The organism is Dietzia cinnamea NBRC 102147 (assembly GCF_001571065.1).
Lineage (GTDB): Bacteria > Actinomycetota > Actinomycetes > Mycobacteriales > Mycobacteriaceae > Dietzia > Dietzia cinnamea.
This window is the reverse complement of record NZ_BCSW01000015.1, coordinates 42,714-63,088: the sequence shown is the minus strand read 5'-3', so window position 1 is coordinate 63,088 and position 20,375 is coordinate 42,714. Positions and strand designations below refer to the sequence as shown.

Annotated in this window: 19 protein-coding genes; 16 read left to right on the top strand and 3 right to left on the bottom strand. The window is 70.7% G+C overall.

Annotation, left to right across the window (positions count from 1 at the left end; all coding sequences use genetic code 11):
• Positions 1-5: 5 nt before the first annotated feature.
• The 11 genes from DCI01S_RS07755 to DCI01S_RS07705 all read left to right on the top strand — a co-directional run bounded on the left by DCI01S_RS07755 (position 6) and on the right by DCI01S_RS07705 (position 10,953).
• Complete coding sequence (locus tag DCI01S_RS07755; protein WP_061228687.1) at positions 6-878, top strand: acyl-CoA thioesterase; 873 nt, start codon at positions 6-8, stop codon at positions 876-878.
• A complete protein-coding gene (gene pdxT, locus DCI01S_RS07750) occupies positions 875-1,489 on the top strand; it encodes a pyridoxal 5'-phosphate synthase glutaminase subunit PdxT (protein WP_061228686.1) in 615 nt (204 codons plus the stop codon). Before DCI01S_RS07755 ends, pdxT begins: the two co-directional genes overlap by 4 nt.
• A 91-nt stretch (positions 1,490-1,580) precedes the next feature.
• Entirely contained in the window at positions 1,581-2,333 is a 753-nt protein-coding gene (locus DCI01S_RS07745) for a YebC/PmpR family DNA-binding transcriptional regulator (protein ID WP_061228685.1), read from the top strand.
• 63 nt (positions 2,334-2,396) lie between these two features.
• Positions 2,397-3,056 carry a crossover junction endodeoxyribonuclease RuvC gene (locus tag DCI01S_RS07740; RefSeq protein ID WP_061228684.1) on the top strand — a complete coding sequence of 220 codons (660 nt, stop codon included), beginning with the start codon at positions 2,397-2,399 and terminating at the stop codon, positions 3,054-3,056.
• Positions 3,053-3,652 carry a Holliday junction branch migration protein RuvA gene (gene ruvA / locus DCI01S_RS07735; protein ID WP_061228683.1) on the top strand — a complete coding sequence of 200 codons (600 nt, stop codon included), beginning with the start codon at positions 3,053-3,055 and terminating at the stop codon, positions 3,650-3,652. The genes DCI01S_RS07740 and ruvA overlap by 4 nt, the downstream gene beginning before the upstream one ends.
• Entirely contained in the window at positions 3,652-4,758 is a 1,107-nt protein-coding gene (gene ruvB / locus DCI01S_RS07730) for a Holliday junction branch migration DNA helicase RuvB (protein ID WP_438356734.1), read from the top strand. The genes ruvA and ruvB overlap by 1 nt, the downstream gene beginning before the upstream one ends.
• Positions 4,759-4,849: 91 nt before the next feature.
• Positions 4,850-5,158, top strand: coding sequence for a preprotein translocase subunit YajC (gene yajC / locus DCI01S_RS07725; RefSeq protein ID WP_061228682.1), 309 nt, complete (start codon positions 4,850-4,852; stop codon positions 5,156-5,158).
• Between the two features lie 144 nt (positions 5,159-5,302).
• Positions 5,303-6,931, top strand: coding sequence for a protein translocase subunit SecD (secD, locus tag DCI01S_RS07720; protein ID WP_061228681.1), 1,629 nt, complete (start codon positions 5,303-5,305; stop codon positions 6,929-6,931).
• On the top strand, positions 6,928-7,986 hold the full coding sequence (gene secF, locus DCI01S_RS07715; protein WP_061228680.1) for a protein translocase subunit SecF: 1,059 nt from the start codon (positions 6,928-6,930) through the stop codon (positions 7,984-7,986). Before secD ends, secF begins: the two co-directional genes overlap by 4 nt.
• A complete protein-coding gene (locus DCI01S_RS07710; RefSeq protein WP_007626297.1) occupies positions 7,983-8,540 on the top strand; it encodes an adenine phosphoribosyltransferase in 558 nt (185 codons plus the stop codon). The genes secF and DCI01S_RS07710 overlap by 4 nt, the downstream gene beginning before the upstream one ends.
• A gap of 46 nt (positions 8,541-8,586) precedes the next feature.
• Positions 8,587-10,953, top strand: a complete 2,367-nt coding sequence (locus tag DCI01S_RS07705) for a RelA/SpoT family protein (protein WP_061228679.1) — start codon at positions 8,587-8,589, stop codon at positions 10,951-10,953.
• A gap of 96 nt (positions 10,954-11,049) precedes the next feature.
• Here DCI01S_RS07705 and DCI01S_RS07700 read toward each other — a convergent pair whose 3' ends face one another.
• Positions 11,050-11,970, bottom strand: coding sequence for a peptidylprolyl isomerase (locus DCI01S_RS07700; RefSeq protein ID WP_061228678.1), 921 nt, complete (start codon positions 11,968-11,970; stop codon positions 11,050-11,052).
• Positions 11,971-12,179: 209 nt separating this feature from the next.
• Between DCI01S_RS07700 and DCI01S_RS07695 the strand changes: the two genes are divergently transcribed.
• Complete coding sequence (locus tag DCI01S_RS07695; protein WP_061228677.1) at positions 12,180-12,845, top strand: MBL fold metallo-hydrolase; 666 nt, start codon at positions 12,180-12,182, stop codon at positions 12,843-12,845.
• Between the two features lie 45 nt (positions 12,846-12,890).
• Positions 12,891-14,171 carry a histidine--tRNA ligase gene (gene hisS, locus DCI01S_RS07690; RefSeq protein ID WP_061228676.1) on the top strand — a complete coding sequence of 427 codons (1,281 nt, stop codon included), beginning with the start codon at positions 12,891-12,893 and terminating at the stop codon, positions 14,169-14,171.
• 13 nt (positions 14,172-14,184) lie between these two features.
• Here hisS and ypfJ read toward each other — a convergent pair whose 3' ends face one another.
• Entirely contained in the window at positions 14,185-15,093 is a 909-nt protein-coding gene (ypfJ, locus tag DCI01S_RS07685) for a KPN_02809 family neutral zinc metallopeptidase (RefSeq protein ID WP_061228675.1), read from the bottom strand.
• A 149-nt stretch (positions 15,094-15,242) separates the two neighbouring features.
• Here ypfJ and aspS point away from each other — a divergent pair, with 149 nt between their 5' ends.
• Positions 15,243-17,042: an aspartate--tRNA ligase gene (gene aspS, locus DCI01S_RS07680; RefSeq protein ID WP_061228674.1), complete on the top strand. Its 1,800-nt coding sequence runs from the start codon at positions 15,243-15,245 to the stop codon at positions 17,040-17,042.
• A gap of 132 nt (positions 17,043-17,174) precedes the next feature.
• Here aspS and DCI01S_RS07675 read toward each other — a convergent pair whose 3' ends face one another.
• Entirely contained in the window at positions 17,175-18,479 is a 1,305-nt protein-coding gene (locus DCI01S_RS07675) for an alkaline phosphatase family protein (protein ID WP_061228673.1), read from the bottom strand.
• A gap of 228 nt (positions 18,480-18,707) precedes the next feature.
• Between DCI01S_RS07675 and DCI01S_RS07670 the strand changes: the two genes are divergently transcribed.
• Both DCI01S_RS07670 and DCI01S_RS17550 read left to right on the top strand, forming a co-directional pair.
• Positions 18,708-20,054 carry a replication-associated recombination protein A gene (locus DCI01S_RS07670; protein ID WP_371441656.1) on the top strand — a complete coding sequence of 449 codons (1,347 nt, stop codon included), beginning with the start codon at positions 18,708-18,710 and terminating at the stop codon, positions 20,052-20,054.
• 142 nt (positions 20,055-20,196) lie between these two features.
• Positions 20,197-20,355: a hypothetical protein gene (locus tag DCI01S_RS17550; RefSeq protein ID WP_007626311.1), complete on the top strand. Its 159-nt coding sequence runs from the start codon at positions 20,197-20,199 to the stop codon at positions 20,353-20,355.
• The last annotated feature ends 20 nt before the right edge of the window (positions 20,356-20,375 follow it).

Sequence of the window (20,375 nt, the reverse complement as noted above, 5' to 3'; positions counted from 1 at the left end):
CGCCGGTGGCGAAGATCGAGGACATCCTCGACCTCGAGCGGATCGACCGCGACCTCTACCGGGGCCCCGCGATCCGCACCCATCTCCAGCGCACCTTCGGCGGACAGGTGGCCGGTCAGACCCTGACCGCCGCCGTCCGGACCGTGGACTCCGACAAGCACGTCCACTCCCTGCACGGGTACTTCATCCGCCCGGGGATCCCGGACGTGCCCACCGTCTATCAGATCGACCGACTGCGGGACGGGCGGAGCTTCGCCACCCGACGGGTCACCGCCATCCAGGAGGGCGAGCCGATCTTCACGATGTCGGCCTCGTTCCACCTGCGCGACCAGGATGGGATCGAGCACCAGGACCAGATGCCCCGCGTCGTCGACCCCGAGGAGATCCCCGTGCCCTCCGTCGACGACCTGGATGAGGTCCACCGCGTATTCGTCGACGAGTGGGCCCAGTGGGACATCCGGTTCGTCCCGCGTGACGGGATGCCGACCAGTTCCGCGCTGGCCGCGCAGCAGCGGGTGTGGTTCCGGTGCGTCGACACCCTCCCGGACGACGCGAACTTCCACGTGTGCACGCTGGCGTACATGTCCGACATGACCCTCCTGGGGTCGGCCAAGATCCCGCACCCGGACGAGCCGACCCAGGACGCCTCGCTCGACCACGCCATGTGGTTCATGCGTCCGTTCCGGGCCGACGACTGGCTGCTCTACGACCAGACGTCCCCGTCCGCCTCCGGGGGGCGTGCCCTGACCCAGGGGCGGATCTTCGACCGATCGGGCCGACTCGTGGCCGCCGTGACCCAGGAGGGACTGTCCCGGCGACTCAATCCCGGGGCGCAGTCGTTCCCCGTGGACACCTCCGGCTCCACGTCCGTGTCGTGACCGGACCCGCACCGACGATCGGTGTCCTCGCCCTGCAGGGTGATGTCGCCGAGCACCTGTCCCACCTCGAGGCCGTCGGCGCGCGGGCCGTCCCCGTGCGCCGACGGTCCGAACTGGACGCGGTGGACGGCCTGGTCCTACCCGGTGGCGAGTCCACCGCCATGAGCCGGTTGATGGACGTCCACGAGATGTATGAGCCCGTGGCCGAGCGGATCTCCGACGGCATGCCCGTCTACGGGTCGTGCGCCGGCATGATCCTGCTCGCCTCGGATGTCCTGGACACCCGGGCCGACGCGACCTGGTTCTCCGCGATCGACATGACGGTCCGCCGCAACGCCTTCGGACGGCAGGTCGACTCGTTCGAGGCCGACCTCGTCGTCGACGCCCTCGGCGCCGACCCGGTACGCACGGTGTTCATCCGCGCGCCGTGGGTCGAATCGGTCGGCTCCGACGTGCAGGTCCTCGCCGAGGTCCGCGCCTCCGACGGCCGAGACCACGTGGTCGCGGTGCGTCAGGGCAACGCCCTGGCCACGTCGTTCCACCCGGAGGTCACCGACGACGTGCGCGTCCATCGGTACTTCCTCGACATGGTGCGGCAGACGACCTCGTAGACTGGGCGTTCAGCGGGCCTCGAGCGCAGCCCCGCGCCGGGCCGCCGGACGGCGGGACCCGGTCCCCAGACCCCCGGAGGGCGGAACATCAATGGCAGGCCATTCCAAGTGGGCCACCACCAAGCACAAGAAGGCGGCGATCGACGCCAAGCGCGGCAAGCTCTTCGCCAAGCTCGTCAAGAACATCGAGGTGGCCGCCCGCACGGGCGGCGGTGACCCCGCCGGAAACCCCACTCTCTACGACGCCATCCAGAAGGCGAAGAAGAACTCCGTCCCGGCCGACAACGTCGAGCGCGCCCGCAAGCGCGGCGCCGGCGAGGAGGCGGGCGGCGCCGAGTGGGAGACCATCATGTACGAGGGCTACGGCCCGAACGGCGTGGCCATGCTCATCGAGTGCCTGACCGACAACCGCAACCGGGCCGCCGGCGAGGTGCGCACGGCGATGACCCGCAACGGCGGCAACCTGGCCGACCCCGGCTCCGTCGCGTACCTGTTCGCCCGCAAGGGGGAGATCGTCCTGGACAAGGGCGAGCTGACCGAGGACGACGTCCTCATGGCCGTTCTCGATGCCGGAGCCGAAGAGGTCAACGACCTCGGCGAGCAATTCGAGGTGGTCTGCGAGCCCACCGACCTGGTCGCGGTGCGCACCGCCCTGCAGGAGGCCGGGATCGACTACGAGTCCGCCGAGTCGGGGTTCCGCGCCTCGGTCGAGGTGACCGTCGACGCCGACGGTGCCGCAAAGGTCTTCAAGCTGATCGACGCGCTCGAGGACTCCGACGACGTACAGAACATCTACTCGAACATGGACGTCCCCGAGGACGTGCTGGCGAGCCTCGACGCCTGACGGCCGACCCCGCTGGTAGGGTCTCGAACGTAGGTTCTACCACCGGTCGAGGAGAGGTCGCAGATGCGCGTCATGGGTGTGGACCCGGGGCTGACCCGGTGCGGGCTCGCCCTCATCGTGACCGCCCCGGGTCGCGCGGTCACGGCGCTCGACGTGGACGTGGTGCGCACGACCTCCGACGAGCCGCTCGAGCGGCGCCTGCGGGCCGTGCACTCCGTGGCCGACGAGTGGATGGAGATCCACCGCCCGGACGTGGTGGCCATCGAGCGCGTGTTCGCGCAGAACCAGGTCTCGACCGCCATGGGTACGGCTCAGGCGGCGGGTGTCGTCGCGCTGGCGGCGGCCTACCGGGAGATCCCCGTGGCGTTCCACACCCCGTCGGAGGTCAAGGCGGCGATCACCGGTAGCGGGCGCGCGGACAAGAAGCAGATGACCCTCATGATCACTCGCATCCTGGGTCTGCAGAAGCCGCCGAGCCCGGCCGACGCCGCGGACGCGCTCGCCCTGGCCGTGTGCCACAGTTGGCGCGCGCCCATGCAGGGTCGGGTGGCCTCGCTCAATGCCCACGTCGCCCGCTCGCGGGCCGGCTTCGAGGCGAAGGTCGCGGCCGCCAGGGAAGCGGCGGCATCGGACGGGACCGGGCGGCGCGACCCGGCCGCCGACCAGGAACGCGCCCGGGCGGCCGCCCGGGGCATGGCGCGGACGAAAGGAGTGCGCTGGTGATCGCCTCGATCCGGGGGACGGTGGCCGAGATCGGCCTGGACCGCTGCGTCGTGGAGACCGGAGGCGTCGGTGTCCTCGTACACGCGACCCCGGCCGCGCTCGCGGGACTACGGCGCGGCGCGGAGGGCATGCTCCACACCGAACTCGTGGTCCGCGAGGACTCGCTCACCCTCTACGGTTTCGACTCCGTCGACGCGCGGCAACTGTTCCTCACCGTGCAGACCGTCTCCGGCGTCGGACCTCGGCTCGCGCTGGCGATCGTCGCCACACTCGAACCCGAGGCCCTCATCCGCGCACTCGGGACCGGGGACGTCAAGGCGCTGACCCGGGTACCGGGCGTCGGCAAGCGCACTGCCGAGCGGATGGTCCTCGAGCTCAAAGACAAGGTCGGCCCGGTGCCGGACGGTGACGCGGCGACCGCCGTGGGCGGGACCGGGCGCGCGCCGGCCGCCACCGAGGTGGCCGACGCCCTGGAGGGCCTGGGCTTCTCCGCCGCGGAGGCCGAGAAGACCGCCACCGCCGTACTGGACTCACAGCCCGACCTCGACCCCGCGCAGGCGCTGCGCCTGGCCCTCAAGTCACTCGGTAAGCGCTGATGACCGGTCAGAACGGCATGACGGGAGGCGGCGCGGACGCCGGGGACGGGCACGAGGCGGAGCTCTCGGCCTCGCTCACCCCGTTCGACACCGACGTCGAGGGCGCGTTGCGGCCACGCAGCCTCGGGGAGTTCATCGGGCAGGAGACCGTCCGCGAGCAACTCGATCTGGTCCTCACCGCCGCCACCCGCCGCGGAGTCGTACCCGATCACCTGCTCTTCTCCGGACCGCCGGGGCTGGGCAAGACGAGTCTGGCCATGATCGTGGCCGCCGAGCTCGGCGGTTCGCTGCGCATCACGTCCGGCCCGGCCCTCGAGCGCCCCGGGGATCTCGCCGCGATGCTCTCCAACCTCATCGAGGGCGACGTGCTGTTCATCGACGAGATCCACCGCATCGCCCGGCCGGCCGAGGAGATGCTGTACCTCGCCATGGAGGACTTCCGCATCGACATCATGGTGGGCAAGGGGCCCGGGGCCACGTCGATCCCACTGGAGATCGCCCCGTTCACCCTTGTCGGAGCAACCACGCGCTCCGGCGCGCTCACCGGTCCACTGCGCGACCGCTTCGGGTTCACCGCGCACATGGACTTCTACACCGACGCTGACCTGGCCCGGATCGTCACCCGCGCGGCCGAGATCCTCGCCATCCCCGTCGACCCCGACGCCGCCCTGGAGATCGCCGGTCGTTCCCGCGGCACGCCCCGGATCGCCAACCGCCTGCTGCGGCGCGTCCGCGACTTCGCCGAGGTACGGGCGGACGGCCGCATCACCGTGCCCGTCGCGCGCGCGGCCCTCGAGGTGTACGAGGTCGACGAGCTGGGACTCGATCGCCTGGATCGCGCCGTGCTACGCGCGCTGCTCGTCCAGCACGAGGGCGGACCGGTGGGCCTGAGCACGCTGGCCGTGGCGGTGGGGGAGGAGTCGACCACCCTGGAGGAGGTCTGCGAGCCCTTCCTCGTCCGCGCGGGCCTGCTCGCCCGGACCCCCCGGGGACGCATCGCGACCGCCGCGGCGTGGGACCACCTCGGGCTCACCCGCCCCGACAAGACGCCCTCCGAGCCGATGCTGCCGGTCGAGGTCGACCGGGGCCCCGGCGCGCGCGGCTGAGCCCCGGGCTGGCATCCTCGGACGGGACCGTCCGTAGCCCGGACCCGACCCACCGGACCCGGAACCCGCGGGTCCACACCAGGAGGATCCCATGGGACTGGAACTGCTGCTGCCGTTGATGATCATCGTGCTGCTCGTGCTGATGTTCATGCAGAGCTCGAAGCAGCGCAAGGCGATGAAGGAACTGCGGAAGATGCAGGAGTCCCTCGCCGCGGGGGACCACGTGCTCACCACCTCCGGCCTGCACGCCACCATCGTCGGCGTAGACACGGACACCCTCGAGCTGGAGATCGCGCCCGGGATCCGCACCCGCTGGGACCGGCGCGTCATCCGGGAGAAGTTCGACACCTCCGCCGCGCCGGAAACCGGATCGGGGACCGACGCGTCGGGTTCCCGGTAGTCGACTACCGGCGAGTAGTGTAGTGGGGCCGCCCAGCCGGAGGCCTCAGACGAAGACCGAGAGAGATCACCTGTGTCGCCAGTACGTTCTCGAGGCGCCGACGCCCGCCCCAGACCCTGGGCGCTGCTGTCCAGCTTCTTCCTGGTGCTGTTCATCCTCTTCCTCGCCGCGTTTGCCGTCGCGGACAGGGGGCTGACCCCGAAACTGGGGATCGACCTCCAGGGCGGAACCCGTGTCACGCTCATCCCCAAGGGCGATCCCGACGAGGCCGACCTGCGGCTCGCTCAGGACATCATCCGGGAGCGCGTCGACGGCCTCGGCGTCGCAGGGACCACCGTCGTCATCGAGGGCAGCAACATCGTCCTCACCGTCCCCGGCGAGGACTCCAGCCAGGCGCGCGACCTCGGCACGACGTCCCAGCTGACCATCAGGCCGGTGCTCGAGGTGCAACCCGTCGCGGAGGGGGACCGTGAGCCGGTGCCCGCCGACAAGGGCGATCGCGAGGCCGTGGCCGCCGCCGTCGAGGAGGCGCGCGCGGAACGTCAGGGCGAGCCCGCCGAGCTCATCCAGAAGCTACCCACCTTCCGGTGCCCCGAGCGGGACGTGCTCGCGGGCTTCGACGACCCGGCGCAGGCTCTCATCGCCTGCGGGGAGGGAGCCAAGTACGTCCTCGGTCCGGTGCCGCTGCTCGTCGGTGAGCCCGAGGACGGGCAGCGACTCGACGGTCAGCAGATCGTCAAGGACTCCGTGAGCCACGGTTTCAACCAGCAGGCCGGCAAGAACGAGGTCTCGTTCCGTTTCAACGCCGGTCCCGGCGAACAGGGCAGCGCCACCTGGTCGCGCCTGACGCAGGAGAACCTCCAGCGTCAGATCGCGATCCTCCTCGACGGCGAGGTGATCAGCGCCCCCGTCGTGCAGGGCGTCACGCCGGTCGGGTCCGCGACCTCCATCACCGGTGACTTCACGATCGACGAGGCGGCCTCACTCGCCGCAAACCTGCGCTACGGCGCGCTGCCCATCTCCTTCGAGGACCCCAACGTCGACAACGTCCCGGCCTCCCTCGGGCTCGCCTCCCTCGAGGCGGGACTACTCGCCGGCGCGATCGGCTTCCTGCTAGTGCTGGCCTACTCCGCGTTCTTCTACCGCCTGCTCGGCGTCCTCGCGTTCGTCTCGCTGCTGCTGTCCTTCCTGCTCACCTATGTCGTCCTGGTCTTCCTCGGCTACACGGTCGACTACAGCCTCGACCTGGCCGGGATCGCCGGCCTGGTGATCGGCATCGGTATGACGGCCGACTCCTACGTCGTGTTCTTCGAGCGGATCAAGGACGAGTTGCGCGACGGGCACCGGTTCAGATCCGCCGTGCCCCGGGCCTGGAAGAGCGCCGGCCGCACCATCGTCACCGGCAACATGGTCAGCCTCATCGGCGCCGTCGTGCTCTACCTGCTCGCCAGCGGAGAGGTACGCGGCTTCGCCTTCACTCTCGGCCTCACGACCGTCATGGACGTGTTCGTGGCCTTCACCGTGACCTGGCCGCTCGTCTACCTGGCCTCGACCCGGCCCCTGTTCGCCAAGCCGTCGGCCAACGGGATGGGCCGGATGGAGAACCTCCAGGCGGCCGCCGCCGAGCAGCGCCGGCTCGACCGACAGGCCGAGAAGGAGACCGAGGAGACCGCGGATCGCGGGGTCACGGCGACCATCCGCGGCCCGGGCGGCGACACGCTCACCGAACCCCGGACCGACCGACCCGCCACCGACGAGGAGGAGGGCCGATGAGCACTCCCACCAGCACCGCGACCGAGAGCGGCGCCCCGGCCGGCGCGCCGACCGGCAGTCTGTTCACCCGGCTCTACACCGGTACCGGCGCGTTCGGCATCGTCGCGAACCGACGCAAGTTCTACGTGCTGACCGTGGTCATCGTCGCCATCTGCCTCGCCAGCATCATCTTCCGCGGCTTCAGCTTCGGCATCGACTTCACCGGCGGTACCAAGCTCTCCATGCCCGCGGGCAATCACGACCAGGACCGCGTAGCCGCGGTCGTCGAGGAGGCCATCGGCGAGGAGCCCCAGACGGTCCAGGTCGTCGGCGCGGGGGCCGCGCGGATCGTCGAGGTCGAGACCCGGTTCCTCACCAGTGACGAGATCCGCGCCGCCAAGAACGCGATGTTCGAGGAGTTCCAGCCCGTCACCTCGGACGGGGTCGCCTCGGTCGAGGCGATCGGCGACTCCGCCCGCAGCGAGAGCTGGGGTGGTCAGGTCACCAAGAACGCGCTGATCGCCCTCGGCGTGTTCCTCGTGATCGTCTTCGGCTACATCGCCTTCCGCTTCGAATGGCAGATGGCAACGGCCGCGATCGTCGCGCTGCTGTTCGACGTGGTGACCACCGCCGGGGTCTACTCGATCATCGGCTTCGAGGTCACTCCCGCCACGGTCATCGGCCTGCTGACGATCCTCGGTTTCTCTCTGTACGACACGGTGATCGTGTTCGACAAGGTCGAGGAGAACACGCGGGGCATCAGACACACCGCCACACGGACCTACGCCGAGGAGGCCAACCTCGGCGTCAACCAGACTCTCATGCGGTCCATCCACACCACCATCATCGGTGTCCTGCCGCTGCTGGCGCTGGTCGTGATCGCCGTGTGGATCCTCGGCGTGGGTACGCTGCTGGATCTCGCCCTGGTCCAGATGGTCGGCATCGTCACCGGCACCTTCTCCTCCGTCTTCCTCGCGACGCCACTGCTGGTGTCGTTGAAGAACCGTGACCCCGACATCCGACGCCAGACCGCCAAGGTCCTGGCCCGACGCGAGAAGGCCGAGGCCATCGCATGACCGACTCATCCGTCACCCACGTCTCACCGACCATCAGCTCCTCCGTCGAGCGTCTGATGCGCCGCGTCGAGGACTTCCCGTCCGCGGGCGTCCAGTTCTGCGACCTCACGCCCGTGCTCGCCGACCCCGACGGCTTCGACGCCGTCGTCCGCGGGCTCATCGCCGGTCACGAGATCGGCACCGTCGACTACGTCGCCGGCCTCGACGCGCGCGGCTTCCTGCTCGCCGGAGCCGTCGCCGTGCGCCTCCACACCGGCGTCCTGGCCGTCCGGAAAGCGGGCAAGCTACCGCCGCCCGTGCACTCGCGCTCCTACGAGCTCGAGTACGGCGCCGCCACGCTCGAACTGCCCGCAGACGGGCTCGACCTGCGCGGCAAGCGGGTCCTCGTCGTCGACGACGTCCTCGCCACCGGTGGCACCCTCACCGCGGCGGTCGGCCTGCTGGAGGACTGTGGCGCCGTCGTCGCCGGACTGTCCGTCGTTCTCGAGATCCCCGGCCTCGGCGGCCGGGATAGACTGGCCGGCACACCGCTGACCTGCCTCACGGTCGCGTGACCCCCGGCCGCTCCTGACGGCCCGACACTGCAGGGAGGAGCCGGAGATGACGCAGCACCAGAACCCCGCCGGCAACCCCGACGGGGGCGGCCCCACGGGTAAGAAGGCCACGCCGCAGCCCACCACCCAGCCGCTGCCGGTGATCCCCGGCTCCCGGCCGTCCGCCGGACGCCGGGTCCGGGCGCGGTGGGCGCGTCGACTCACCTCCGGTCTCACGGTCACCTCCACCCCCGCGGTCCTCGAACCGCTCGTCCGCGTCCACCGCATCCACCACGCCAAGGCGGATGTGGGGCTCCTGGCGCGCGCCTACACTCTCGCCGAGCGCCAGCACGAGGGCGTGTACCGCAAGTCCGGCGACCCCTACATCACCCACCCGCTGGCGGTGGCCACCATCTGCGCGGAGATGGGCATGGACACCACCACGCTCGTCGCCGCCCTCCTGCACGACACGGTCGAGGACACCGACTACTCGCTCGAACAGCTCGAGGCGGACTACGGGGGAGAGGTCGCCCACCTGGTGGACGGCGTCACCAAGCTGGACAAGGTCGACTTCGGCGAGGCCGCCGAGGCAGAGACCATCCGCAAGATGATCATCGCCATGGCGCACGATCCCCGCGTCCTGGTCATCAAGGTGGCCGACCGCCTGCACAACATGCGGACCATGCGCTTCCTGCCACCGGAGAAGCAGGTCAAGAAGGCCCGCGAGACCCTCGAGGTGATCGCCCCGCTCGCGCACCGGCTCGGAATGGCCACCGTGAAGTGGGAACTCGAGGACCTGGCCTTCGCGATCCTCGAACCGAAGAAGTACCAAGAGATCGTCCGGCTGGTGGCCGACCGCGCACCCAGCCGTGACGTCTACCTCAACACCGTGATCAACCGGGTCAAGGCCGACCTGGAGAAGGCCAACATCCAGGCCCGCGTCGAGGGACGGCCGAAGCACTACTGGTCGATCTATCAGAAGATGATCGTCCGCGGTCGCGAGTTCGACGAGATCCACGACCTCGTCGGCATCCGCGTCCTGTGCGACGACGTGCGGGACTGTTACGCGGCGATCGGTGTCGTCCACTCAACCTGGAAACCCATGCCGGGCCGGTTCAAGGACTACATCGCCCAGCCACGCTTCGGCGTCTACCGCTCCCTGCACACGACCGTGATCGGGCCGGACGGGAAACCTCTGGAGATCCAGATCCGCACGCACGAGATGCACCGCAACGCCGAGTACGGCATCGCCGCGCACTGGCGGTACAAGGAGACCCGCGGCAAACACAACGGCGACCCCGCCGAGGTCGACGAGATGGCGTGGATGCGCCAGCTCCTGAGCTGGCAGCGCGAGGCCGCCGACCCGGGGGAGTTCCTCGATTCCCTCCGTTTCGAGATGACCAGCAAGGAGATCTTCGTCTTCACCCCCAAGGGCGACGTGATCAACCTGCCGGTCGGCGCGACCCCCGTGGACTTCGCCTACGCCGTCCACACCGAGGTCGGCCACCGCTGCATCGGCGCCCGGGTCAACGGCAAGCTCGTCGCCCTCGAGCGCCCGCTCGAGAACGGCGAGGTGGTGGAGGTCTTCACCTCCAAGGACCCCAACGCGGGACCGAGCCTGGACTGGCAGAAGTTCGTGGTCTCCGGCCGCGCCAAGAGCTCGATCCGGCAGTGGTTCGCCAAGGAGCGCCGCGAGGAGGCTCTCGAGCGCGGGAAGGACCTCATCACCCGCGAGGTCCGTCGCGGTGGCGTCCCCGTCCACCGGGTGTTCTCCAACGAGTCGATCGCCGGCGTCGCCCGCGAACTCGGCTTCACCGATGTCACCGCCCTGTACACGGCGATCGGCGAGAACCACGTCTCCGCCAAGACGGTGGTCGGGCGTCTCGTCGCGGCCCACGGCGGCGTCGACGAGGTCACCGAGGAGCTCGCGGACCGGTCGCGGGACAAGACCATCACCCCGCACCGCCCCACGCCCGCGGGCGCCGGCGTCCTCGTCGGAGGCGTGGAGGACGTCCACGCCAAGCTCGCCCGCTGCTGCACACCGGTGCCCGGCGACGAGGTCCTGGGCTTCATCACCCGCGGCGGCACGGTGAGCGTCCACCGGACGGACTGCACCAACGCCACGGACCTCCATCGCGAACCCGAGCGGTTGGTCAAGGTCGAGTGGACGCCACAGCCGGGGTCGCTGTTCCTCGTGGCCATCCAGGTCGAGGCGCTGGACCGGCACCGGCTCCTGTCCGACGTCACCAAGGTGCTGGCTGACGAAAAGGTCAACATCCTGTCCGCGTCGGTGCAGACCGCAGGTGACGACCGGGTCGCGATCTCCCGGTTCACATTCGAGATGGCCGACCCCAAGCATCTGGGCCACGTCCTCAACGCGGTCCGTCGGGTCGAGGGCGTCTTCGACGCCTACCGGATGACGTCCAACTCCTAGGCCCGGCGAGCGCCGGAGCCGCACGAACGACTTCGCCCCGGCCGGATGGCCGGGGCGGTGTCGTCCAGGTCGCGATCCGGGCGGGCCCGGGCCGGGTCACTCCTCGGGCAGACCCTCCTGCGCGTCGACCGTGACCTTCTCGATCTGGACCGGACGCTTGGGCGCCTGGTAGTCCTCGCTCATCGGATCGTTGCTCTTGATCCCGCCCTCGGCGATCCGGTCCAGGACCTCGAGCCCCGACTCACCGATGGTGCCCATGACCGAGTACTCGGGCGGGAGCATGGAGTCCTCGTAGACGAGGAAGAACTGGCTGCCCGCACTGTTCGGCGCCTGGGACTTGGCCATGGCGACCGTGCCGCGCGGGTAGACCGACATCCCGGAGCCGTCCTCCGCCACGGGGAGATCGGTGGGCGGCTCGTCGACGATGGAGTAGCCGGGACCCGAGAGGCCGGTGCCGGTCGGATCCCCGCACTGCAGCACGGAGAGCTCGGCGCCCTCCTCACCGATGGTCAGGCGGTGGCACTCGGTGTCGTCGAAGTAGGACTGCTCGGCCAGATGGACGAAGCTCTCGACGTTGCAGGGGGCCCCGGCCCGGTCCAGCTCGAGCGGGATGTCCCCGGCGTTGGTCGCGATGGTGATCTGTGCGGTACCCCGGCGGGGCTGGTCGCCGCTCGGCGGCTCCACCTCGCGCCTGGTCTCCTCGATCTCGTCGATCTGCTCGTTGAAGCGCTCGGCCTCTTCGACCACCTCGGGGCCCTGGTCCTCGAACTGCGCGGGATCGACCTTCTCCATGGGGGTCTCCGCCGGGTACTCGCAGGTGACCCAGTTGGCCGCGTACTCCTCGGCGCGCGCCTGCTCGGTCTTGTTCCAGACCACGACCCCGACGATCCCCAGCAGGACCACCACGACGACAGCGGCGCCGGCGATCTTGAGCTGCTTCTCGCGGCGAGCCTGGGCCTCCATCTGCTCGCGCAGGCGCTGGCGCGCCTCGGCTCGGCGTTCCTGGTTGGTGGACACTGACCCTCCTGGGGACCTGGACTAGGCTGGAACGGTCGGCCGGATCGACTCGCCGGGTCTCCTCACGGAGGCCCCGGGGACGGTCCGGCCCAGGGTCCTTGTCTACCAGGTCGGGCAACGTCGATCGCACACCACTCCGGTGTCGGACCGCGTTGACCCGACGCCGCGCGCCAGGCGCCGTGGATTGTCGAAGAAAGGGAGTACGGGACGTGCAGATCGTCGGTTTCCCCGCCGGGATGTTCCAGACCAACTGCTACATCGTGTCCGACGACGCGGGGGACTGCGTGATCGTGGACCCGGGCCAGGACGCCGAGGAGCAGGTGCGCCGCCAGGTCTCGGAGGCGGGCCTGCGGCCGCGTGCGGTGCTGCTCACCCACGGTCACCTCGACCACATCTGGAACGCCCGGCAGGTCGCGGACCACTACCGCGTCCCCGCCTACATCCACCCCGACGACCGCCCGATGCTGTCTGATCCCGGCAAGGGCCTGTCGCTCGACCTGTCGGCCATGCTCAAGGACATGACGTTCACCGAGCCCGCCGAGGTCGTCGAGGTTTTCGACGGCGACACCCTGCGGTTCGGGTCGATGACCTTCGACGTGGACCACGCCCCCGGCCACAGCCCCGGTTCGGTGTCCTTCCGGATCACCGTGCAGACCGAAGAGGGACCGCGGATGGTGGTCCTCGGTGGCGACGTACTGTTCCAGGACGGGGTCGGCCGTACCGACCTGCCGGCGGGGGACACCGAGGTGCTCATGCAGTCGATCGCCAAGAAGTTCCTCGTCCTGGATGACGACGCGGTGGTCCTGCCCGGACACGGCCCGTCCACCACGATCGGTCGCGAGCGCCGGTCCAACCCCTTCCTGCGCGACCTCTAGACCGACCGGCGCCCCCGCCCCCTATCTGACCCGAGGACTTTCCCTGTGACCGGCACCGAGAAGAAGACCGCCCTCAAGGCCCCCAAGGGCGTGCCCGACTACGTCCCCCCGGCGTCGGCCGGGTTCGTCGCCGTCCGCGACGCGATCACCACCGCCGCCCGGCGCGCCGGCTACGGCCACATCGAGCTGCCGATCTTCGAGGACACGGCGCTGTTCGCCCGCGGGGTGGGCGAGTCCACGGACGTGGTCTCCAAGGAGATGTACTCGTTCGAGGACAGGGGCGGCCGCAGCGTCACGCTGCGGCCCGAGGGCACGGCGGGGGTCATGCGTGCGGTGATCGAGCACGGGCTGGACCGCGGACAGCTGCCGGTCAAGCTCTGTTACGCCGGGCCGTTCTTCCGGTACGAGCGTCCGCAGGCCGGCCGCTACCGGCAGCTCCAGCAGGTCGGGATCGAGGCCATCGGGGTGGACGACCCCGCCCTCGACGCCGAGGTGATCGCCGTGGCCGACGAGGCGTTCCGGTCGCTCGGCCTGACCGGCTTCCGCCTCGAGCTCACCTCGCTCGGCGACGAGACGTGCCGCCCGCAGTACCGCGAGCGGCTGCAGGCGTTCCTCGCCGGCTTGGATCTCGACGAGGCGACGCGTGAGCGCGCGCGGATCAACCCGCTGCGCGTGCTCGACGACAAGCGCCCCGAGGTGCGTGAGCAGCTCGAGGACGCGCCGCTGATGATCGATCACCTCTCGGACGCCAGCGCCGAGCACTTCGCGACCGTGCGGGCGCACCTGGACGCGCTCGGCGTGCCGTACACGGTCAACCCCCGCATGGTCCGCGGCCTGGACTACTACACCAAGACGACCTTCGAGTTCGTTCACGACGGCCTCGGTGCGCAGTCCGGGATCGGCGGCGGAGGGCGCTACGACGGGTTGATGGAGCAGCTCGGCGGTCAGGCCCTGTCGGGCATCGGCTTCGGGATCGGTGTCGACCGCACGGTGCTGGCGCTGCAGGCCGAGGGGATCGATCCGGCGGCGCAGGGGCGGGTCGACGTGTACGGCGTCGCGCTGGGGGCGGCGGCCAAGGCGGCGATGGTTCCGGTCCTGGCGGAGTTCCGCCGCAACGGGCTGCGGGCCGACATGGCGTACGGCGACCGGGGGATGAAGGGCGCGTTCAAGGCGGCGGACCGGTCGGGCGCGGCGGTCACGGTCGTCATCGGCGAGAACGAGCTCGAGACCGGCACCGCGGTGGTCAAGACGATGTCCACCGGCGAGCAGGAGCCGGTTCCGCTCGAGGCGATTCTCGGGCACGTCACCCGGGCCGTCGGGCGCTGACTCCTCCCGCGCGTCAGAGCTGCGCGCGGAAGGTGTCGCAGGCCTGCACGGAGCCCTGCTCGTAGCCGGTGAGGAACCACTGCCTGCGCATCTCGGACGAGCCGTGGGTCCACGAGCGGGGGTCGACGCGCCCGCCTCCGGTGCGCTGGATGTGGTCGTCGCCGATGGCCTCCGCGGTCCGGACGATCGCATCCACGTCCTGCGGGGTCAGGCTCTCCAGTAGCGGCGGGCCGCCGTCGGGCGCCGGTGTGGAGGTCGCGTAGTGGGCCCAGAGCCCCGCGTAGCAGTCGGCCTGGAGCTCGACGCGGACCGCTCCGGAGGACGGGCCCTGCGGGTCCTGCTGCGAGCGTCGGATGTCGCCGAGCATGGTCTGCAGGTGGTGGCCGAACTCGTGCGCGACGACGTACATCTGCGCCGCGCCGGAGGGCGGTCCGCCGAGCTGCCCCACGAGGACGCTGTCGAAGAACGAGGGGTCGATGTAGACGGTCTGCCCGGCGGGGCAGTAGAAGGGGCCGATGTCGGAGGAGGCGGCACCACAGCCGGTGTCGACGGCGCCGCTGAAGACGGTGGTCCGGGGCTGGACCCAGCTCATCCCCACCTGATCCGGCAGCTGGATTGTCCAGACGTCCTCGAGGCTCTCGGTGGTGGCGACGATGCGGCAGATCGTGTCGGAGTTGGCCTGTTGCAGGTCGCACTGGTCGATGTGGGCCTGGAACTGCTGCGCGGAGTCGGAACCCTGTTCCTGCGCGCCGGTGGGACCGGTGTCCAGGCCGAGCTGGCCCGGGTCGACACCGAGGAACAGGGCGATGAGGACGACGGCGAGGCCGCCGACCCCTCCGCCGACCGCGATCCCCCGGCGACCTCCCCTGCCTCCGCCGGAGACTCCGCTGGTGTCGAGCCTTCCGCCTTGCCGAAACGTCATGATCTCCGCCTTCCGGGTGGTGCGTCGCCCGGTCTGTCGTGGACGTAGACTGTTCCCCGTCCGAGCCCGTGGCGGGCCGTGGGGTCGTCCCGTCGGTGCTCACGCTCAGGCGATCACACCACACTTTCCCCGACGAGAGGACCACCGCAGTGCTGCGCACCCATTCCGCCGGCCAGCTCCGAGCCGCCGACGCCGGTGACACCGTCACCCTGGCCGGCTGGGTGGCACGCCGCCGGGATCACGGCGGTGTCATCTTCGTCGATCTGCGCGACGCCTCGGGCGTGTGCCAGGTGGTCTTCCGTTCCGAGGACGTGGCCGAGCGCGCCCACCGCCTGCGCAACGAGTACTGCGTGGCGGTCACCGGCGTCGTCGACCGTCGTCCGGAGGGATCGGAGAACCCTAACCTCGCCTCGGGCGAGATCGAGATCGACGTCACGTCGTTCGAGGTCCTGGGTGAGGCGGCGGCGCTGCCGTTCCAGCTCGACGACGAGGTGGGGGAGGAGGCACGTCTGCGTCACCGGTACCTCGACCTGCGCCGCGAGGGTCCGGGCGCGGCGCTGCGGCTGCGGTCGAAGGTCAACGCCGCGGCCCGCGGAGTCCTGGCCCGTCACGACTTCGTGGAGATCGAGACCCCCACCCTCACCCGCTCGACCCCGGAGGGTGCGCGCGACTTCCTCGTGCCGGCCCGCCTGCAGCCGGGTACGTTCTACGCCCTCCCGCAGTCGCCGCAGTTGTTCAAGCAGTTGCTCATGGTGGCCGGGATGGAGAAGTACTACCAGCTGGCCCGCTGCTACCGCGACGAGGACTTCCGCGCCGACCGGCAGCCGGAGTTCACGCAGCTCGACCTGGAGATGAGCTTCGTCGACCAGGACGACGTGATCGGCGTGGCGGAGGAGATCCTCACCGAGGTGTGGGCCACCGCCGGTTACGAGATCACCACGCCGATCCCGCGGATGACGTACGAGGAGGCGATGCGCCGGTTCGGCTCCGACAAGCCGGACCTGCGGTTCGACATCGAGCTCGTCGAGTGCACGGAGTTCTTCGCCGACACCCCGTTCCGGGTGTTCAAGGCGCCGTACGTCGGCGCGGTCGTCATGAAGGGCGGGGCGTCACAGCCGCGTCGTCAGCTCGACGCCTGGCAGGAGTGGGCCAAGCAGCGCGGCGCCAAGGGACTCGCGTACGTCCTCGTCGGTTCCGACGGCGAGCTCGGCGGCCCGGTCGCCAAGAACCTGTCGGACTCCGAGCGGGCGGGCATCGCCGCCCACGTCGGCGCGGAGCCGGGTGACTGCATCTTCTTCGGCGCCGGCGCGGTGAAGTCCACGCGGGCCCTGCTCGGCGCGGCCCGCGGTGAGATCGCCGCCAAGCTCGGCCTCATCGACCCCACCAAGTGGGCGTTCACCTGGGTCGTCGACGCCCCGATGTTCGAGCCGGCCGACGACGCCACGGCCGCCGGTGACGTGGCCGTGGGGTCGGGTGCCTGGACCGCGGTGCACCATGCGTTCACCTCGCCCAAGCCCGAGCACCTGGACACGTTCGACACCGATCCGGGCTCGGCGCTCGCCTACGCGTACGACATCGTGTGCAACGGCAACGAGATCGGCGGCGGCTCGATCCGTATCCACCGCAAGGACGTCCAGGAGCGGGTGTTCGGCGTCATGGGCATCTCGGCCGACGAGGCGCAGGAGAAGTTCGGCTTCCTGCTCGACGCCTTCTCCTACGGCTCCCCGCCGCACGGCGGCATCGCGTTCGGCTGGGATCGCATCTGCGCCCTGCTGGCCGGGACCGAGTCGATCCGCGACGTCATCGCGTTCCCCAAGTCCGGCGGCGGCGTCGACCCGCTGACCGATGCGCCGGCGCCGATCACGGCGCAGCAGCGCAAGGAGTCCGGCATCGACGCCAAGCCGGTGCAGCGCGGCCAGGCCGCCCCGTCCGGGGCCGCAGCCGAGTAGTCGGCCCCACCCCGCCCTGCCCCGCCCCCGAATCCGCTACTCTCCTGCGCGATTCGCCGCGCTACCCGGAAAAGAACGGAAAACGGTAGCGAATGTGACGGGGGAGTAGCGGATTTCCGTCATATCGGGGTCTCAGAGGTGGAACGCCTCGAGCGCGGGCCGCCCGTCCATCCCGGAGTGGCCGAGCCCGAACAGCCGGGACACCGTCGGGGCCACGTCGAGGGTCCGGACAGGCCGGTCGACGACCTGCCCGCGGCGGACGATCCGGTGCCCACCGCCAATGAAGAACGGGATGCCGAGCGTGACCTCGTGCCCGTGGTTCCCCGGGATCGGGTTGGAGAACGGGGTGGGGTCGGAGAACCGCCATCCCGGGTGACACGTGGCCACGAGGTCGCCGCCGCGCTCGCCGAGGTCGAGCTCGGCCGGGTCGTAGAGGCGGTTGACGCCGGGGAGCGCGCCGACCACCTCCCGCAGGCGCGCCAGTGCCGCGTCGCGTTCACCGGCGGGGCCGAGGTAGGCGAACGTGTCGGCCCCCCCGTTCTGGGCGATCCCGAACCGGCCCCGCAGCGCCGGGTCGGCGTCGATCGCCCCGGCCGCGCTGATGAGGCGCAGGGGCTCCGACCAGTCCATCCCGTGGTCGGCCAGGACGATGAGCACGGAACGTTCCCAGCGCCCGGTGGCGCGGAGGAACTGCTCGAGGTCCCAGAGCTTGTGGTCCGAGTTGAACACCGCCTGGTTGCGGGCTAGTCGGAGCGAGGTCCCCGACAGGTCCATGTGGCCGAAGCGGTCCATGTCCCCGAGGTTGACGAACGTCATCCTCGGGGCGTGGTCGGTGATGGTCCGCTTGAGGGCCTCGACGGTGAACCAGTCGAGCGAGTGGTCGGTGATCGGCACGAGCGGGAACGGCGCCCACTGCACGCTGGCTCGGCCGCCGAACAGGCCGTGGAGGTAGTCCTTGCTCAGCACGCTCGCGGTGGTGAGGCCGGCCTCGGTCCGAATGCGGTCCAGGACCGTGGCGGCCCGCAGGTCGTCGGGCCGGTCGAGGGTCCGCTCGTCCCCGATCGCGTGGTCCCAGATGGCGTTGGCGGGCACCCCGTTGCGGTGGGGGAGGACGCCGGTGACCATCGCGGCGTGGTTGGGCAGGGTCTCGGCGATCATGATCGACGACGCATCGGTGAACCGCGTGCCCTCGGCTGCCCAGCGGTGCAGTGTCGGCGCCTGCGCGGCGTTCAGTTCGTCCGGTCGCATGCCGTCGGTGACGATCACGTAGACGTCGAGGTCGTCGGCGACCGGCCGTACCGGGTTCGCCCACACGGGGGCGGGTTCAGCGAGCAGGGTCACCCCGACGGCGCCCGCTGCGGCGACCATGCCGGCGCCGGCGAGCGCCTCACGACGGGTGAGGGTGGGTCCGTGGGTGGGGTGGTCGTCGCGGCACATCGGGTGGGACCTCCGGGGGTCGTGGCACGGGGTGGTGTCGTGGGGTGGTGTCGTGGGGTGGCGGCCTGAGGTAGTGGCCCGGGTGGCGGCGGCGTGCCCCCGCCGGGGAGGTGGCAGACCTGAGTTCCAGACAACCCGACGACGACGAAGGCCGCGGTCACTTCCGCGGATCCGTCGCCGGATGTTCACCCGGGGTTCGCTGTCGGGGCCCGCCGGTAGCCTGGGGGCGTGACCGAAGACGCTGGGCTGTTCGCCGCCGGGGACGCGGGCGGCGCCGGGCCCGTTCCTCCGGCGTCGGCGTCCGTGGACCCGGGCGCCCCGTTGGCGGTCCGGATGCGGCCGCGGACGCTGGACGAGGTGATCGGCCAGGAGCACCTGCTGCGCCCCAATTCGCCGCTGCGGCGGCTGGTGGAGGGGCGCGGGGGCTCGTCGGTGATCCTCTACGGCCCTCCGGGGACCGGGAAGACGACGCTCGCCAATCTGGTGGCCAGCACGTCGGGTCGACACTTCGTCGCCCTGTCGGCGCTCAGCGCCGGGGTCAAGGACGTCCGCGCGGTGATCGACGACGCCCGCACCCGGCAGGTCCACGGTCAGCGCACGGTCCTGTTCATCGACGAGGTGCACCGGTTCTCCAAGAGCCAGCAGGACGCCCTGCTGGCGGCGGTGGAGAACGGCATCGTCCTGCTCGTGGCCGCGACCACGGAGAACCCGCACTTCTCGGTCATCGCGCCGCTGTTGAGCCGGTCGCTCATCGCCGAACTGCAGGGCCTGGACGACGCCGGGGTGGCCGCCGTGCTGCGGCGCGCGGTCTCCGACGAACGGGGGCTGGCGGGGCGGGTCGAGCTCACCGACGCGGCGGCGGAGGACATCGTCCGGCTCTCGGGAGGGGACGCGCGGCGCAGCCTGACGATCCTGGAGGCCGCGGCCGGGGCCGCGGCGGACGGCGTGGTGACGCCGGAGATCGTCGAGCTCAGCCTGGACGCGGCCCCCGTGCGCTACGACCGTGACGGCGACCAGCACTACGACGTCACGAGCGCGTTCATCAAGTCCATCCGCGGGTCCGACGTGGACGCCGCGCTGCACTACCTGGCACGCATGCTGGTCGCGGGGGAGGACCCCCGGTTCATCGCCCGGCGGCTCATGGTGCACGCGAGTGAGGACATCGGCATGGCCGACCCGACCGCGCTGCTGTCCGCGAGCGCGGCGGCGGAGATCGTCCAGAAGGTCGGCATGCCGGAGTGCCGGCTCGCGCTGGCCCAGGCCACCATCCACCTCGCGACCGCCCCCAAGTCCAAGGCGGTGATCGCGGCCATCGACGCCGCCATGTCCGACGTCCGCGCCGGTGGCGTCGGCGAGGTGCCCAAGCACCTGCGGGACGGCCACTACGCCGGGGCCAAGGGGCTCGGCAACGGGGTGGGCTACCGGTACCCGCACAACGCGGCGCCGGGGGTCGTGGCGCAGCAGTACCCGCCCGACGAGCTGGTGGGGCGGGACTACTACGAGCCCGGGCCGCACGGCCACGAGCGCGAGCTGTCCGCCCGGGTCGACAAACTCCGCCGGATCATCCGGGACTGAGGCGCGCCCGGGGGCCACGCCGGGACGGGCTCCAGGGGACCCCCGCGGCAAAGCCTGGCCAAATCCTGAGAACTGTGTGAAAGTCATATTTCCTGCCTGAGCAGGCAGGATGTTGTGTCCACATCAGCATTCGGAGGTTCTCATGTTCACCGGTCTCGCCAGCATCTTCTCGACGCTCGTCGGCGTCGCCACCTCGGTCGGCGTCTGGGGCACCGGGGCGCACAGCCTCGGCCTGCTGCCGCAGGAGGCCTTCATCACCGCCGCCAACTTCGGCATCATCCTGCCCCCGATGCCGCGCTGACCGACCCTCTCGCCGCACAC

What these genes read in the sequence shown, in the direction of transcription:
- DCI01S_RS07745 (WP_061228685.1), top strand. Translation starts at nt 1,581, where the DNA reads ATGGCAGGCCATTCCAAGTGGGCCACCACCAAGCACAAGAAGGCGGCG.
- DCI01S_RS07740 (WP_061228684.1), top strand. Translation starts at nt 2,397, where the DNA reads ATGCGCGTCATGGGTGTGGACCCGGGGCTGACCCGGTGCGGGCTCGCC.
- ruvB (WP_438356734.1), top strand. Translation starts at nt 3,652, where the DNA reads ATGACCGGTCAGAACGGCATGACGGGAGGCGGCGCGGACGCCGGGGAC.
- yajC (WP_061228682.1), top strand. Translation starts at nt 4,850, where the DNA reads ATGGGACTGGAACTGCTGCTGCCGTTGATGATCATCGTGCTGCTCGTG.
- secF (WP_061228680.1), top strand. Translation starts at nt 6,928, where the DNA reads ATGAGCACTCCCACCAGCACCGCGACCGAGAGCGGCGCCCCGGCCGGC.
- DCI01S_RS07710 (WP_007626297.1), top strand. Translation starts at nt 7,983, where the DNA reads ATGACCGACTCATCCGTCACCCACGTCTCACCGACCATCAGCTCCTCC.
- DCI01S_RS07705 (WP_061228679.1), top strand. Translation starts at nt 8,587, where the DNA reads ATGACGCAGCACCAGAACCCCGCCGGCAACCCCGACGGGGGCGGCCCC.
- ypfJ (WP_061228675.1), bottom strand. Translation starts at nt 15,093, where the DNA reads ATGACGTTTCGGCAAGGCGGAAGGCTCGACACCAGCGGAGTCTCCGGC.
- DCI01S_RS07675 (WP_061228673.1), bottom strand. Translation starts at nt 18,479, where the DNA reads ATGTGCCGCGACGACCACCCCACCCACGGACCCACCCTCACCCGTCGT.
- DCI01S_RS17550 (WP_007626311.1), top strand. Translation starts at nt 20,197, where the DNA reads ATGTTCACCGGTCTCGCCAGCATCTTCTCGACGCTCGTCGGCGTCGCC.